This window comes from Bradyrhizobium sp. SZCCHNR3119 (assembly GCF_032487775.1).
GTDB lineage: Bacteria > Pseudomonadota > Alphaproteobacteria > Rhizobiales > Xanthobacteraceae > Bradyrhizobium.
This window is the reverse complement of sequence record NZ_JAUEUV010000001.1, coordinates 2747342-2760638: the sequence shown is the minus strand read 5'-3', so window position 1 is coordinate 2760638 and position 13297 is coordinate 2747342. Positions and strand designations below refer to the sequence as shown.

The window sequence follows — 13297 nt, the reverse complement described above, 5'->3', positions numbered from 1 at the left end:
GGAAATCGGGTGGAGCGGGACCCCTGGCCGCCTTAGATTGAGCGCCATGATGACCCTTGCGATCCACGACCAAGCCCTGGCCAAGCCGGGGCCACAGCAGCCCGCCGCGCTGCGCGATTATGACTCCGTGCGCCGCGCGATCGCGTTCATCTCGGAACATTGGCGGCGGCAGCCAACCATCGAGGACATGGCCGACGCTGCCGGCGTCACCCCGGACGAATTGCACCATTTGTTCCGCCGCTGGGCCGGCCTGACCCCGAAAGCCTTCATGCAGGCTTTGACGCTCGATCATGCCAAGGGCCTGCTCAAGGGCTCGGCCAGCGTGCTGGATGCCGCACTCGACTCCGGGCTGTCAGGGCCGGGGCGACTGCACGACCTGTTCGTCACGCATGAGGCGATGTCGCCGGGGGAATGGAAGAGCGGTGGCTCCGGCATGGCCATGCGTTACGGCTTTCATCCCTCGCCGTTCGGCACGGCGCTGGTGATGGCCACCGGCCATGGTCTTTCCGGGCTCGCCTTTGCCGATCCAGGCGAAGAGGCCTCGGCACTGGCTGACATGAAGAGCCGCTGGCCACGCGCCAGTTATGTCGAGGACCCGGCGGGCACGGCGACATTGGCGCAGCGAATCTTCGATACCAGCCTGTGGCGGCAGGATCAGCCGCTGCGCGTCGTCCTGATCGGCACCGACTTCGAGGTGCGGGTCTGGGAGACGCTCTTGAAGATCCCGATGGGCCGCGCGGTTTGTTATTCCGACATCGCCAACAGGCTGCAGGCGCCGAAGGCGTCACGGGCGGTGGGCGCGGCAGTCGGCAAGAACCCGATCTCCTTCGTGGTCCCCTGCCATCGCGCGCTCGGCAAGAGCGGCGCGCTGACCGGCTATCACTGGGGTCTCACACGAAAGAAGGCGATGCTGGGCTGGGAAGCCGGGCAGGTTGGCGTCAACTAATTCTCCCTGCGGCGCGCAAATTCCGCGCGCCGCCGCGCTCATCGAACCGGTCGCCTATGACGCCAGATCGAGCTTGGAGGCGACCGTCGAGTCCGCGTTCAGCCGGTAAATGATCGGCACGCCGGTCGCGAGTTCGCGCTTCAAGATGCCCTCGGGCGACAGTTTCTCCAGCACCATGATCAGCGCGCGCAGCGAATTGCCGTGGGCCGCCACCAGCGTGCGCTCGCCGCGCAGCACCCCCGGCAGGATCTCCTGCACATAGTAAGGCAGGGCGCGCGCCAGCGTGTCCTTCAGGCTCTCACCGCCGGGCGGCGGCACATCATAGGAGCGGCGCCAGACGTGCACCTGCTCCTCGCCCCATTTCTTGCGCGCATCGTCCTTGTTGAGCCCGGAGAGATCGCCATAGTCGCGCTCGTTCAGCGCGAGGTCCTTCTGTGTCTTGAGCCCGGTCTGGCCGAGCTCTGCAAGAATGAGATCGAGCGTATGCTGAGCGCGCTGGAGGACCGAGGTGAAGGCGACGTCGAACGTCAGGCCGTGAGCCTTGAGCTTGCGTCCAGCCTCTTTGGCTTCCGACACGCCCTGCTCGGTCAGATCCGGATCTTTCCAGCCGGTGAACAGGTTCTTCAGATTCCACTCGCTCTGGCCGTGGCGCACCAGCACCAGGAGACGTTCGCTCATTCTTCGATCCACTTATATTGATTAGAACAGATTCTTGAGGCCGAGCACGTCGTCCATCGAGTAGTGGCCGGGCGGCTTGCCATGGGCCCAGAGCGCCGCCTTCAGCGCGCCGTGGGCGAAGATCATCCGATCCTCAGCGTGATGCGCCAGCACCAGCCGCTCCGAGGCGCCTGCGAAGATCACGCTGTGATCGCCGGCGGCGGTGCCGCCGCGCAAGGACGCAAAGCCGATGTCGCCGGTGCGCCGTGCCCCGGTGAAGCCGTCGCGTCCCCGTGCTGAATGCTGGTCCAGGTCGATGCCGCGGCCAGCGGCCGCGGCCCGGCCGAGCATCAAGGCAGTGCCCGAAGGCGCATCGACCTTGGCCTTGTGGTGCATCTCCAGGATTTCGATGTCGAAGCTGTCGTCGAGCGACTGCGCGACGCGCTTGACCAGCGCGGCGAGCAGATTGACCCCGAGGCTCATATTGCCGGACTGCACGACCACGGCGCGCTTGGTGACGCTCTTGATCACGGCGTCGTCGGAGGCCGACAGGCCGGTGGTGCCGATGACATGGACGATGCCGCGCTCGGCCGCGATGGCGACGTTGGCGATGGTCGCCGCCGGCACGGTGAAGTCGAGGATGCCATCGGCCTCGCCCGACAGCGCCCACAGATCGGCGGACAGCTTGATGCCGTTGGCGGGCAGGCCGGCGAGCATGCCGGCGTCTTTGCCGATCAGCTCGGAACCGGGCGCCTCCAGCGCGCCGGTCAACACCGCGCCGTCGGTTTCAGCAATCGCACGCACCAGCGCGCGGCCCATCCGACCGCCGGCACCAGCAACAATCAACCGCATCTTGGACATGTCATTTCCTCACTGCTGAAGGCTATACCCCGTGGCAGGCGGCGGCGGCAACCCGACCGGGTGCGAGGTCAGGGCTGCGGCCCGTCATAGCCCTCGATGATCACGAGATCGCCCTCGGAATGCGGGGCGCGGATCGCAACCAGACGCTGATATTCGGGCGAATTGTAGCAGGCCAGCGCGGTGTCGTAGTCCTTGAACTCGATCACCACATTGCGCGAACGCGAGGTGCCTTCCTTGGTTTCATACTTGCCGCCACGGACCAGGAACTTGGCTCCGTATTTGTGGAACACGGCGCCATTCTGGGCGACGTACTCCTTGTAGCCGTCCATGTTGTGCACATCGATGCGGGCGATCCAATAGGCCTTCGCCATCTCGTTCTCCTTTGATTTGTCGTTACCGACCGAGCGCCTCGGCGATCTCGGCGTGAATGGCCTCCGCCGCCGCTTTGGGATCGGACGCGCCGATCACGGGACGGCCGACGACGAGGTAATCGCTGCCGGCTCCGATGGCGCGCGCGGGCGTCATGACGCGCTTCTGATCGCCGACGGCGGCGCCAGCCGGCCTGATGCCGGGGGTAACCAGACAGAGCCGATCGCCGACAATGTTACGCAAGCCGCTCACCTCTTCCCCCGCGCAGACCAGGCCATCGACGCCGAGCGACTGCGCCTGCTGCGCGCGCATCTCCACCAGCTCCGAAACCCCGGCGCGGTAGCCAGCCGCAGCGAGATCGGCCTCGTCATAGGAGGTCAGGACGGTGACGGCGAGAATCTTCAGGCCTGATCCGCCACGGCCCTCGACCGCGGCCTTCATCGTCTGCGGATAGGCATGGACGGTCAGGAAGGTCGCACCGAGCCTGGCGATGCTTTCGACGCCATGCATCACCGTGTTGCCGATGTCATGCAGCTTCAGGTCAACGAACACCTTCTTGCCGCCTGCGGCGAGTTTCGGCACCAGCGAAAGGCCGCCGGCGAAGGCGAGCTGATAACCGACCTTGTAGAAGCTCACGCTGTCGCCAAGGCGGGCGATCATGGCCTCTGCCTCACTCAGCCCAGGCAGGTCGAGCGCGACGATCAGTCGGTCACGCGGTGCAATCTGGTGTGCCATGCCCATCTCACTTCATCTGTTGTGCAAACGCGATCAGTTGCCGGACCAGCGCATCGAGCGCATCGACATCTTGAGGCTGCTTCAAGCGGTCGGTCTCGTTATAGGCCTGATCGGCAAAGGATAGCGCAAGCTGGTTGGGGATCACGCTGGCATGACATGCCGTCAGGATCAGCCGCAAGGCGGCCAGCGCACGAGCGCCCCCAAGCCCGCCTTCGGATGCTGCGGCGATGGCAAAGGGTCGTGTGCGAAACACCCCGCTGCCGCGCTCATGCGGTTCTGCAATCCGGCTCACCCAATCGATCGCATTCTTCAGAAGCGGCGGGATCGATGCGTTGTATTCGGGGGTGACGAACAGGACACCATCATGTGCGGCGATCATGCGTTTGAGGTTCAGCGCATGCCTCGGCACGCCTGACATCCCCTGCAGGTCCGCGTCGTAGATCGGCAGCGGATAGTCGGCCAGCGAGATGCGGGTCACATCGACATCGGCCTGGTGGAACCGATCAGCCGCGGCTGCCGCCAGCTTGACGTTGCGCGAGCCTGATCGCACCGAGCCGGGAATGATGAGGATTTTCAGTGCGGTCATGTTCGGGTGGGTCATGAGCGACCCGCCACGACTCGTGTGGCGCGTCTGACATTCGCTGCTTTACTCTAACCGCGCGCCGCGAATGATACGAATGTCAGAACCAGGCACCAGCGGCGGATAGGTCCGTCAGCCCTTGCGATACACCCAGACGCGGGCCGGCGGAAGATTCATCCAGATCCGTTCCGAGGCTTCCGTGGTCACGCCGGGCAATGATTTCGGGATTGGGGGCACCACCGAATAGGTGAACTGGACGAAGGGCGAGCCCGGCGCCAATGCCGCAAAGGCATCGCGGATCAGCTTCAGCCTGGTGAGCATCGGCTTGGTCACCAGCGGCAGCCCGGACACGATCGCCGAGGCCGGCGCCGCCAGGACGTTCCAGAGCGTGTCTCGCAAGGTGTAGGCGTCGCCCTGGACCACCCGCGCCTGCGGGTAGCGGTCGCGCAACAGGGCACAAAAACCGGGATTGTACTCGACCAGCACCAAGCGCTTTTGATCGATGCCGTGCTCGACCAGCGCATTGGTAATCGCGCCCGTGCCGGGCCCGAGCTCGACGACCGGCCCCGACGCGTGCGGGTCAACGTATTGCGCCATCGTACGGGCGAGAAACCGGCCCGATGGCATGACTGCACCCATGTGCAGAGGTTTTTCGATCCAGGAGCGGAGAAATCGAACCTCGTCGTCCAGACGAAGAGGCTTTTTCGACGCACGCACGGACGAGGGGAGAGGCATCTCAGTACCAGACGGGACCGTCTTCACGGCGATGTCAGAAAAGAGTCACAAAGACGTATAGGGCGGAGGCGAGGCGGTCAAGCTGAACCGTAACGCTCGGCCAAGCGGCGCGGCTCCGCGGGTCCCTGCAAATTATTTGCAGGCGGCTAAGCGGTTGCGCTGCACCTATACCTGCCGGTGCAACGACTGAGCCGATGAGCACGCGCTTCAAGTGGCGCGCGTACCGAAGAAGTCCTTCACTTTGGCGAAGAAGCCGGCAGCCTCCGGGTGGGTCTCGCCAGACGACAGTTTCTCGAATTCAAGCAGCAGTTCCTGCTGCTTCTTGGTGAGATTCTGCGGCGTCTCGACCACGATCTGGACGTACATGTCGCCGGTTTGACGCGAGCGCAGCACCGGCATGCCCTTTGCCGCGATGCGGAAGCGACGACCCGATTGGGCCCCGGCAGGAATCTTGACCTTGGTCTTGCCCTTGTCGATCGTCGGCACCTCGAATTCACCGCCGAGCGCCGCAGTGACCATGGAGATCGGCACGCGGCAGTGCAGGTCGGCGCCGTCACGCTGGAAGAACTCGTGCGGTGTCAGCGACAGGAAGATGTAGAGGTCGCCCGGCGGTCCGCCGCGGACGCCGGCCTCGCCTTCGCCCGCCAGCCTGATTCGCGTGCCGTCCTCGACGCCCTGCGGGATATTGACCGACAGAGTGCGGTCGCGCGTGACGCGGCCGGAGCCCGAACATGACGGGCAGGGATCCTCGATCATCTGCCCGCGGCCCTGGCAGCCCGGACAGGTCCGCTCCAAGGTGAAGAAGCCTTGCGCCTGGCGAACGCGGCCGGCGCCGCCGCACATGCCGCAGGTCTTGGGCTTGGTGCCTGCCTTGGCTCCAGTGCCCGAGCACGACTCGCAGGTGACCGACACGGGAATTTCGATTTGCGCGGTCTTGCCCTGGAAGGCCTCCTCGAGCGTGATCTCCATATTGTAACGGAGGTCGGCGCCGCGCTCGCGCCCGGTGCCGCGGCGCTGCCCGGCCATGCCGAACAGGTCCTCGAAAATATCGGAAAATGACGAGGCGAAACCGGCACCGAAACCGTGCGGGCCACCCATGCCGCCCTGCTCGAATGCAGCGTGGCCGTAGCGATCGTAGGCCGCGCGCTTGTCGGCGTCGCGCAGCACCTCGTAGGCTTCGTTGATTTCCTTGAACTTCACTTCGCTGGACGCGTCGCCCGGATTCTTGTCCGGATGCCATTTCATGGCGAGCTTGCGGAAGGCAGCCTTGAGCTTGCCCTCGTCAGCATCGCGTTCAACTTCCAGAGTTTCGTAGTAGCAGCGCTTGGTGGACATCAATCAAACCCGCCCGAACGTCGTCAGGCCGAAGGGCTGGCGCGAAACGCGCAGGCTTCGGCTCAATGAAAATGACCCCCATCCAATGAGACGCATCGTGCGCTCTTTGGCATGGGGGTCATGACATCGCCTCTGCCTGGACTTAAGCAGATTTCTTCTTGTCGTCGTCGACCTCGGTGAACTCCGCGTCGACCACGTCATCCTTGGCGGCATCGCGAGCCGCATCGCTCTCGGCCTGCTGCTTATACATGGCCTCACCGAGCTTCATCGAAGCCTGCGCCAGCGTGTTGGTCTTGGCCTTGATGGCCTCCGCGTCGTCGCCCTTCAGCGCTTCCTTCAGATCGCTGACGGCATCCTCGATGGCGCGACGCTCGCTGTCGGCAACCTTCGACCCATGCTCGGCCAGCGCCTTCTCAGTGGAGTGCACCAGCGCGTCGGCGTGGTTCTTGGCGTCGACCGCCTCGCGGCGCTTCTTGTCGGCCGCGGCATTGGCTTCCGCGTCCTTGACCATCTTGTCGATGTCGGCTTCCGACAGACCGCCCGAAGCCTGGATGCGGATCTGCTGCTCCTTGCCGGTGGCCTTGTCCTTTGCCGACACATTGACGATGCCGTTGGCATCGATGTCGAAGGTGACCTCGATCTGCGGCATGCCGCGCGGTGCGGGCGGAATACCCATCAGGTCGAACTGGCCGAGCATCTTGTTGTCGGCCGCCATTTCGCGCTCGCCCTGGAAGACCCGGATGGTGACCGCGTTCTGATTGTCCTCGGCGGTCGAGAACACCTGGCTCTTCTTGGTCGGGATCGTGGTGTTGCGGTCGATGATGCGGGTGAACACGCCACCCAAGGTCTCGATGCCCAGCGACAGCGGGGTCACGTCGAGCAGCAGCACGTCCTTGACGTCACCCTGCAGCACGCCGGCCTGGATCGCAGCACCGATCGCCACGACCTCGTCCGGGTTGACGCCCTTATGCGGCTCCTTGCCGAAGAACTGCTTCACCATCTCCTGGATCTTCGGCATGCGGGTCATGCCGCCGACCAGGACCACTTCGCCGATCTCGCCGGCGGTGAGGCCGGCATCCTTCAGCGCCTTGCGGCACGGCTCGACCGTCTTCTCGATGAGGTCGGCCACCAGCGCCTCGAACTTGGCGCGGGTCAACTTCATCGTCAGATGCTTCGGGCCGGACTGGTCGGCCGTGATGAAGGGCAGGTTGATCTCGGTCTGCGTGGTCGAGGACAGCTCGATCTTGGCCTTTTCAGCAGCCTCCTTGAGGCGCTGCAGCGCGAGCTTGTCGTTGCGCAGGTTGATGCCCTGCTCCTTCTGGAATTCGTCGGCCAGGTAGTTGACCAGCCGCATGTCGAAATCTTCACCGCCGAGGAAGGTGTCGCCATTGGTCGACTTCACCTCGAACACGCCGTCGCCGATCTCCAGGATCGAGACGTCGAAGGTGCCGCCGCCGAGGTCGTACACCGCGATGGTGCCGGACTTCGATTTGTCGAGGCCATAGGCGAGCGCGGCTGCGGTCGGCTCGTTGATGATGCGCAGCACTTCGAGGCCGGCGATCTTGCCGGCGTCCTTGGTGGCTTGGCGCTGGGCGTCGTTGAAGTAAGCGGGAACGGTGATGACGGCTTGGTCGACCTTCTGGCCGAGATGGGCCTCGGCGGTCTCTTTCATCTTCTGCAGAATGAAAGCCGAAATCTGCGAGGGCGAATAGGCCTTGCCGTCGGCCTCGACCCAGGCGTCGCCGTTGCCGGCCTTGACGATCTTATAGGGGACGAGCTTCTTGTCCTTCTCGACCATCGGGTCGTCATAGCGGCGGCCGATGAGGCGCTTGACCGCAAAGAAGGTGCGCTCGGGATTGGTCACCGCCTGGCGCTTCGCAGGCTGGCCGACCAGCCGCTCGCCATCATCGCTGAAGGCGACGATCGACGGGGTCGTGCGCATGCCCTCGGCATTCTCGATGACTTTCGGCGCCTTGCCATCCATCACGGCCACGCACGAATTCGTGGTGCCAAGATCGATCCCAATGACCTTTCCCATGGTCTCATGTCCTTCTTTTTGCGGCAGGTTGGGAGGGGCCCTGACGGCGCCCCCAATCCAAACCCCCTCAGATCAAATGCTCGCGATATTGCGACGATGAGCCTCATATAGGAGGGGGGGACCGGCCCGCAAGGACCGAACCACCGGCTCGGTGGTCGAAAGACCGAAGCTTTTACGGCCCTCGATGAGGCGCGCTCGCGGCTGACCGGATCCGGTCCGGTCCCGCCCAGGACCACGCGCCATCATGCGCTGTGGTTAGGAAATTCCAAACGGGCAGGGCAGCCGCGGCTCGCGGAACTTCAAATCCCGAGCAAGAGCCTGTCGCCATTGCCGCAAACCCGTTAAAAGCGTGCGGCCGAACCACCACCCGGCGGGGACCGCGACAGCCGGCGATCTGGCGGTATTCGTTAACGAGGCAGATGATTCATGACGTTCTTTCGACTCCTCATTGCGGCCGCACTGTCTACTATGCTGCTGCGGCCGGTCCTCGCGGCAGACGCGGTTTTTCCACCCGGCGCCCGCGTCGGGCTGGCCCCTTTGGTCGGCCTCTCCGTCGCCAAGTCCTTCCCCGGCTTCGAGACCGAAGATCACAGCGTCAAGGTCCTGCTCGCGGAGCTGCCCGCCGATGCCTATGGCGAAGTGAAGAACGCCTTCACCGCCAATCCGGGCGGCACCGGCGGCATCAAGCCGGAAAGCATCGAGACCACCGCCGGGCTCGGCTACTACACCGTCGAGAACGGCAAGGATGGCGCCACGCCGGTGCGTCGCTATTCCATGATTGTCGCCGGCGGCACCTTCTCGGGCTATGTCGCCGTGCAGGTCCCGGAGAGCGCGAGCAAGATCTACACCGACGACGCGATTCGCCAGATGTTTGCCTCCGCCGCAGTCCGAAAAGAAGTCCCGGTCGACGAGCAGCTCTCGCTGATGCCGTTCAAGGTTACCGAGCTCGCGAGTTTCAAGACGGTCCGCACCTTGGCACCGGGCGCCGCACTGATCCTTGCTGATGGCGATGAAGCCAAAGGCTTCGAGTCCGCCCCCTTCATGGTGGTCAGCCTGATTGCCGCGGCACCGACGGAGCCTGGCGACCGCGGGCGCTTCGCGCAGCAAGCCGCAACGACGATCCCCGGCGTGCGCGATGCTCGCTTGACGATGTCGGAGCCGATCCGCATCGACGGCTTGCCGGCCTATGAGACGCGGATCGATGCGACCAGCGGCAAGGACAATACGCCCGTCACCATCGTGCAGTGGCTGCGCTTCGGCGGTCCGACCACGCTGCGCATCATCGGCAGCGCTCCGCGCGATCAATGGTCGGCGGCGTTCCCGCGCTTCCGGGCCGTGCGGGATGGAATCCAGCCGAAGGGGTGACGAAGCGCCACGTCAGCCGCCCCGGCGGACGTAGACATCGATGTTCTGGACGGTTTCCGAGAGCCGGTAACCCTGCAACAACCTGTCGAGCTCGGGGCTGTCGTGTATCCAGGCGGCCCAATCGTCCGTTGCATTGTCGACCAGCACGATCGCGGGCCGATTTCGGCGGAAATCCTCGATCAGCCACGCGCGTTCGCGCTGCGCATATCCCGCGAGCGCTGCCAGCGTGTTCGAATCCGATGATGGTATGCTTCTGACCAGCTGCTCGTATCTCGGTACGAGCAGCCGCTGCTCGCGCGACGCCCACACGCCCCCGATCGCGCGCGTCAGCGGATGAGCGATCGCTCCATCGGCCGAGATCGCCAGGATGGTCGGATGTTGCAGACCTGTCCTTGCAATGGCCGGCTGCAAGAAGCGCGCATCCATCCCCAGATTGAACCACACCATCGCGGCCAGGAACAGAGCCCCACATGCGGCAAGCTCGCCAGGGCGAAGCCCGCGAGGAACGGCGTCGAAGCCATCCTCGCTGAACGAGATGGCATAGCCGAACCCGAGCCAGGAAAAGGCCAGCATCGGATAGGCGTGGTATGGCCAGCCCTTACGCTGCAACAGATAGACGATTCCGAAGCAGACGGACGCGGCCAGCAAAAGGAGCAATGTCGGCGTCATAGCTTTGCATCGCTTCTGCACGAGCGTCGCGATCAAGGTGAGGCCCAACAATGGGACGGCCGGCTTCATCAACATGGCGCCCATCGGCTGTCCGATCGAGTAGACGTCGCGGATCAGCGGCACGATAAAGGTGAAGTATTCGGGGAAGAACCAGATCGTGCAGACGCTGTAGGCGAGGATCACACCGACAGCGACAATGTTCTCCGGTGCGACGAGCACTCGCCACGATCTCGCAGACGCTGCCGCCACAAGCAGACAGCAGAACATTGCAGGCGCGAAATGAGGCTTGAAACACAGTGCCAAGCCAAGGCCGACGCCTGTTATCCCGATCGTCCATGCGGGCGGAGTTTCGCGGTTTAGGCGCAGCGCAAGAGCAGCCATCGCAGGGATCATCTCGATCACGGCGATATGCTCGCGCTGTCCAAAGGACTGGACCGGCAAGACCGCCAGGACGAGAACGGCAGTGATTGCAAGGACCCAGCCCTGTCTCGCCCCGATAACGGTCGATTTTCGCAGGATGAGAGCGCTCAGACCGAGAGACAGAGCGATGGCCAGGAACACGAGGCCATCGACGACGTCCTCAGCATTCCAGCCAAGGGCGCGGGCAATCAGGATCCCGGGGAGATAGACGAAGACCGCCATGGGCGGGTTCGTCTCCAGGATTTCGGAATATAGCCGCTGCCCGTCGAGCCAGCGCTCGCCCGCAATCAGCAGCCAGCTCACGTCGGGGCTCGCCGCCACAATGTGGCGCATCACGATCGCTGCGCTGAACGCCGCAACGATCGCGCCCCATTGCAGGGCTAAGGTCCGGTCCACCTCCGGCCTGCAGATCGGCCGGGGCGCGGTATGGATATTCATAGCCATGGCGTACACCCCCGCAACTCTCGGGACCGTAGCCAAGCGCCATTAAGGCTTTGTTTCAGGAGCTCCGGAGAAGATCCGGACCGCGTTGCGATCGCTACGCAGCCGGAAGCCACGGCACGACACCGTGGCTTCACATTCGTCATCCGTCGATCGTTGACGAAAGCGGCCGAGCACTGAGCGGAAAATCAAGCCGCGCTGTTGGGTTCATCCGTGTTTGCAGCCGCCGGCGCAGCCTTCGGTCCGCCCTTGGATACGCCGACCAAGGCCGGCCGCAGCACGCGCTCGCCGATCGTATAGCCCGCCTGGACCACCTGAACGACCGTGCCGGAGGGTACCGACGGATCAGGAACCTCGTACATCGCCTGATGAAAATTCGGATCGAACTTCTGGCCGGACGGATCCAGCTTCTTCACGCCGTTCTTCTCCAGCGTGTTGTGCAGCGAGCGCTCCGTCAGCTCGACGCCTTCGATCAGCGCTTTCAGACCGGGGTCGGCTGCGGCCCGCGCTTCTGCCGGCACCGCATCGAGCGCACGCTGCAGATTGTCCGCGATATCGAGTACATCGCGGGCAAAGCCCGTGATGCCGTACATGCGCGCGTCGGCAACTTCCCGCGCCGTGCGCTTGCGCAGATTTTCCATCTCCGCCAGCGTCCGCAGCATCTTGTCCCGGGCCTCGGCGGCCTCCTTGGCCAATGCCTCCACAGAGCCGGTCTCGGGATCGTCGGGCATCACATAAGGCCTGGAAACGACGGGTTCGTTGGCCTGCGCCGGGTTCGCCGGATCGTTCTTCTGCAGGTCGGGATCGGTCATGGACAGACTTCTCGCAAAATCAACTGGAAGGGGGGTGTGTCGGCCGGGATATCGTGCTTTGAGCGCCGAAAATCAAGCACAGCATGGACTTGGCCGACGAAGTCACGGTCGAGCAACCCCGCTGTTGCCCTCATCAGCCACCCAGAAGCCGGCTGACCAGACGCGCGGCATAGTCGACGGTCGGGATCACCCGCGCATAATTCAGCCGCGTCGGACCGATCACGCCGAGCACACCGACGATGCGACCCCTCGCATCGGTATAAGGTGCCGCGATGGTCGACGAACCCGACAGCGAGAACAGCTTGTTCTCGGAGCCGATGAAGATGCGGACGCCTTCCGCATTTTCCGCCCGGCCGAGCAGATCGATCACGCCGCGCTTGGCCTCGAGATCATCGAACAGCTGGCGCACGCGCTCGAGATCTTCGAGGGCGTGCAGATCGTCGAGGAGATTGGCATGGCCGCGAACGATCAGCTGCCTGTCATCATTGTCACCGCCGGACCAGCTCGCAAATCCTGCGGCGATCACCTTCTGGGCCAGTTCGTCAAGCTCCACGCGATCTCGCGCCAGAGCGGTCTCGAGCTCCAGCCGCGCGTCGGCGAGCGTCCGTCCCCTGATCCGGGCATTGAGGAAGTTCGAGGCCTCGGTCAGAGCCGACGAGGGAACGCCCGGCGGCAGGGTCAGGACCCGATTCTCGACCTGGCCATCTTCGCCCACCAGCACGGCCAGCGCCCGTTCCGGCTCCAGCCGCACGAACTCGATGTGCTTCAGGCGCGAATTGGACTTGGCCGTGAGGACCACCGCGGCCGCCCGTGTAAGGCCGGAGAGCCGGGTCAGCGCCTCATCCAGCGCGGCCTCGACCGATTGCGCCCGGCCGACCGATGCCAACTGGCCCTCGATCGATTGCCGCTCGGCTTCGGTCATGTCGCCCACCTGCATCAGGGCGTCGACGAAAAAGCGCAGGCCGAGCTCAGTCGGCAGCCGTCCGGCGGACGTATGCGGCGCATAGATCAGGCCAAGCTGCTCGAGATCGGCCATGACGTTGCGGACCGAGGCCGGTGACAACGGAACCGTAATCAGGCGGGAGAGGTTGCGCGAGCCGACCGGCTCGCCGGTCGCCAGATAGCTTTCGACGATCTGCCGGAAAATCTCCCGCGACCGCTCGTTGAGCTGCGCGAGCCCGGCAGGCGGTGTTATCAGGTTGATCGGGTCGTGGTGTGCCACAGCTATCCCCTTCCGGATTGCCCATAATTTGTCCATGCGGCAGGCCCGTGGCAAGCCAGTCCGGGGCACGATAAGGCCTTGCCGGTCCTGATCACCCCCCCTACAAGGCCTC

At 64.3% G+C, this 13297-nt stretch carries 13 protein-coding genes; 2 read left to right on the top strand and 11 right to left on the bottom strand.

Going from position 1 to position 13297, the window contains the following annotated elements:
- The first annotated feature begins 46 nt into the window (after positions 1 to 46).
- Positions 47 to 946: a bifunctional helix-turn-helix domain-containing protein/methylated-DNA--[protein]-cysteine S-methyltransferase gene (locus QX034_RS12860; RefSeq protein ID WP_316195449.1), complete on the top strand. Its 900-nt coding sequence runs from the start codon at positions 47 to 49 to the stop codon at positions 944 to 946.
- Positions 947 to 1000: 54 nt separating this feature from the next.
- Here QX034_RS12860 and QX034_RS12855 read toward each other — a convergent pair whose 3' ends face one another.
- From QX034_RS12855 to dnaK, 8 genes are all read right to left on the bottom strand, one after another.
- Positions 1001 to 1624: a 2,3-bisphosphoglycerate-dependent phosphoglycerate mutase gene (locus tag QX034_RS12855; protein ID WP_315702223.1), complete on the bottom strand. Its 624-nt coding sequence runs from the start codon at positions 1622 to 1624 to the stop codon at positions 1001 to 1003.
- Positions 1625 to 1645: 21 nt separating this feature from the next.
- Positions 1646 to 2464 (bottom strand): 4-hydroxy-tetrahydrodipicolinate reductase, encoded by an 819-nt coding sequence (gene dapB / locus QX034_RS12850; protein ID WP_315702224.1) that lies wholly within the window; start codon positions 2462 to 2464, stop codon positions 1646 to 1648.
- Positions 2465 to 2532: 68 nt separating this feature from the next.
- Positions 2533 to 2835 carry a DUF1330 domain-containing protein gene (locus QX034_RS12845; protein ID WP_315702225.1) on the bottom strand — a complete coding sequence of 101 codons (303 nt, stop codon included), beginning with the start codon at positions 2833 to 2835 and terminating at the stop codon, positions 2533 to 2535.
- Between the two features lie 22 nt (positions 2836 to 2857).
- Positions 2858 to 3568, bottom strand: coding sequence for an orotidine-5'-phosphate decarboxylase (gene pyrF / locus QX034_RS12840; RefSeq protein ID WP_315728087.1), 711 nt, complete (start codon positions 3566 to 3568; stop codon positions 2858 to 2860).
- Between the two features lie 7 nt (positions 3569 to 3575).
- The gene (locus tag QX034_RS12835) at positions 3576 to 4154 is read right to left on the bottom strand and encodes an NAD(P)H-dependent oxidoreductase (RefSeq protein ID WP_315728327.1); all 579 of its coding nucleotides are present in this window, start codon (positions 4152 to 4154) and stop codon (positions 3576 to 3578) included.
- Positions 4155 to 4280: 126 nt separating this feature from the next.
- On the bottom strand, positions 4281 to 4883 hold the full coding sequence (locus QX034_RS12830; protein WP_315728089.1) for a class I SAM-dependent methyltransferase: 603 nt from the start codon (positions 4881 to 4883) through the stop codon (positions 4281 to 4283).
- 207 nt (positions 4884 to 5090) lie between these two features.
- Positions 5091 to 6218: a molecular chaperone DnaJ gene (gene dnaJ / locus QX034_RS12825; RefSeq protein ID WP_315702228.1), complete on the bottom strand. Its 1128-nt coding sequence runs from the start codon at positions 6216 to 6218 to the stop codon at positions 5091 to 5093.
- Positions 6219 to 6360: 142 nt separating this feature from the next.
- Positions 6361 to 8256 (bottom strand): molecular chaperone DnaK, encoded by a 1896-nt coding sequence (gene dnaK, locus QX034_RS12820; RefSeq protein ID WP_315702229.1) that lies wholly within the window; start codon positions 8254 to 8256, stop codon positions 6361 to 6363.
- Positions 8257 to 8682: 426 nt separating this feature from the next.
- Here dnaK and QX034_RS12815 point away from each other — a divergent pair, with 426 nt between their 5' ends.
- Positions 8683 to 9621: a hypothetical protein gene (locus QX034_RS12815; RefSeq protein ID WP_315728091.1), complete on the top strand. Its 939-nt coding sequence runs from the start codon at positions 8683 to 8685 to the stop codon at positions 9619 to 9621.
- A 12-nt stretch (positions 9622 to 9633) separates the two neighbouring features.
- Here the strand turns inward: QX034_RS12815 and QX034_RS12810 are convergent, their stop codons facing one another.
- The 3 genes from QX034_RS12810 to hrcA all read right to left on the bottom strand — a co-directional run bounded on the left by QX034_RS12810 (position 9634) and on the right by hrcA (position 13185).
- The gene (locus QX034_RS12810) at positions 9634 to 11154 is read right to left on the bottom strand and encodes a hypothetical protein (protein ID WP_315728093.1); all 1521 of its coding nucleotides are present in this window, start codon (positions 11152 to 11154) and stop codon (positions 9634 to 9636) included.
- A gap of 185 nt (positions 11155 to 11339) precedes the next feature.
- Positions 11340 to 11963, bottom strand: a complete 624-nt coding sequence (grpE, locus tag QX034_RS12805; protein WP_315702232.1) for a nucleotide exchange factor GrpE — start codon at positions 11961 to 11963, stop codon at positions 11340 to 11342.
- Between the two features lie 133 nt (positions 11964 to 12096).
- Positions 12097 to 13185: a heat-inducible transcriptional repressor HrcA gene (gene hrcA / locus QX034_RS12800; protein WP_315702233.1), complete on the bottom strand. Its 1089-nt coding sequence runs from the start codon at positions 13183 to 13185 to the stop codon at positions 12097 to 12099.
- Positions 13186 to 13297 lie beyond the last annotated feature (112 nt).

Excerpts from the sequence above, each read along its gene's own strand:
- QX034_RS12860 (WP_316195449.1), top strand. The coding sequence starts at position 47 with ATGATGACCCTTGCGATCCACGACCAAGCCCTGGCCAAGCCGGGGCCA.
- QX034_RS12855 (WP_315702223.1), bottom strand. The coding sequence starts at position 1,624 with ATGAGCGAACGTCTCCTGGTGCTGGTGCGCCACGGCCAGAGCGAGTGG.
- dapB (WP_315702224.1), bottom strand. The coding sequence starts at position 2,464 with ATGTCCAAGATGCGGTTGATTGTTGCTGGTGCCGGCGGTCGGATGGGC.
- QX034_RS12845 (WP_315702225.1), bottom strand. The coding sequence starts at position 2,835 with ATGGCGAAGGCCTATTGGATCGCCCGCATCGATGTGCACAACATGGAC.
- pyrF (WP_315728087.1), bottom strand. The coding sequence starts at position 3,568 with ATGGCACACCAGATTGCACCGCGTGACCGACTGATCGTCGCGCTCGAC.
- QX034_RS12835 (WP_315728327.1), bottom strand. The coding sequence starts at position 4,154 with ATGACCGCACTGAAAATCCTCATCATTCCCGGCTCGGTGCGATCAGGC.
- QX034_RS12830 (WP_315728089.1), bottom strand. The coding sequence starts at position 4,883 with ATGCCTCTCCCCTCGTCCGTGCGTGCGTCGAAAAAGCCTCTTCGTCTG.
- dnaJ (WP_315702228.1), bottom strand. The coding sequence starts at position 6,218 with ATGTCCACCAAGCGCTGCTACTACGAAACTCTGGAAGTTGAACGCGAT.
- dnaK (WP_315702229.1), bottom strand. The coding sequence starts at position 8,256 with ATGGGAAAGGTCATTGGGATCGATCTTGGCACCACGAATTCGTGCGTG.
- QX034_RS12815 (WP_315728091.1), top strand. The coding sequence starts at position 8,683 with ATGACGTTCTTTCGACTCCTCATTGCGGCCGCACTGTCTACTATGCTG.
- QX034_RS12810 (WP_315728093.1), bottom strand. The coding sequence starts at position 11,154 with ATGGCTATGAATATCCATACCGCGCCCCGGCCGATCTGCAGGCCGGAG.
- grpE (WP_315702232.1), bottom strand. The coding sequence starts at position 11,963 with ATGACCGATCCCGACCTGCAGAAGAACGATCCGGCGAACCCGGCGCAG.